The 520-nt window shown below is 72.3% G+C and carries 1 protein-coding gene; it reads right to left on the bottom strand.

What is annotated here, in order from left to right:
• Window positions 1-520, bottom strand: a 520-nt coding sequence (locus Mam01_RS35505) for a beta-ketoacyl synthase N-terminal-like domain-containing protein (RefSeq protein ID WP_204289606.1), incomplete at both ends; no start/stop codon positions are given.

Below are 520 nucleotides of genomic sequence, written 5' to 3'. Positions count from 1 at the left end.
GTCCTGACCGTAGGTCGCCAGCACGGCCTGCGCCTCGATCGGGTCACCCAGCGTCGTCCCGGTCCCGTGACCCTCGACCACGTCCACGTCCTGAACCGACAACCGCGCGTTGGCCAGCGCCTGACGGATCACCCGCTCCTGCGACGGACCGTTCGGCGCCGTCAGGCCATTCGACGCGCCGTCCTGGTTCACCGCCGAGCCCCGCACCACCGCGAGCACCGGGTGACCAAGCCGGCGCGCGTCCGACAACCGCTCTACCAGCAGCACGCCGACGCCTTCGCCCAGTGAGGTGCCGTCCGCGCCCGCGCCGTACGCGCGGCAGCGGCCGTCCGGCGACAGGCCCTGCTGCTCGCTGAAGTCCACCAGCATCTCCGGGGTGGCCATCAGCGTCACTCCGCCGGCCAGGGCGAGGGAGCACTCCCCCGACCGCACCGACTGGGCCGCCAGGTGCAGCGCCACCAGCGAAGACGAACACGCGGTGTCGATCGTGACCGACGGGCCCTCGAACCCGAACACGTAC

Origin of the sequence: Microbispora amethystogenes (genome assembly GCF_016863015.1) — a bacterium.
Lineage (GTDB): Bacteria > Actinomycetota > Actinomycetes > Streptosporangiales > Streptosporangiaceae > Microbispora > Microbispora amethystogenes.
Note: the sequence above shows the minus strand (reverse complement) of the source record. Positions and strands in the feature narration are given on the sequence as shown.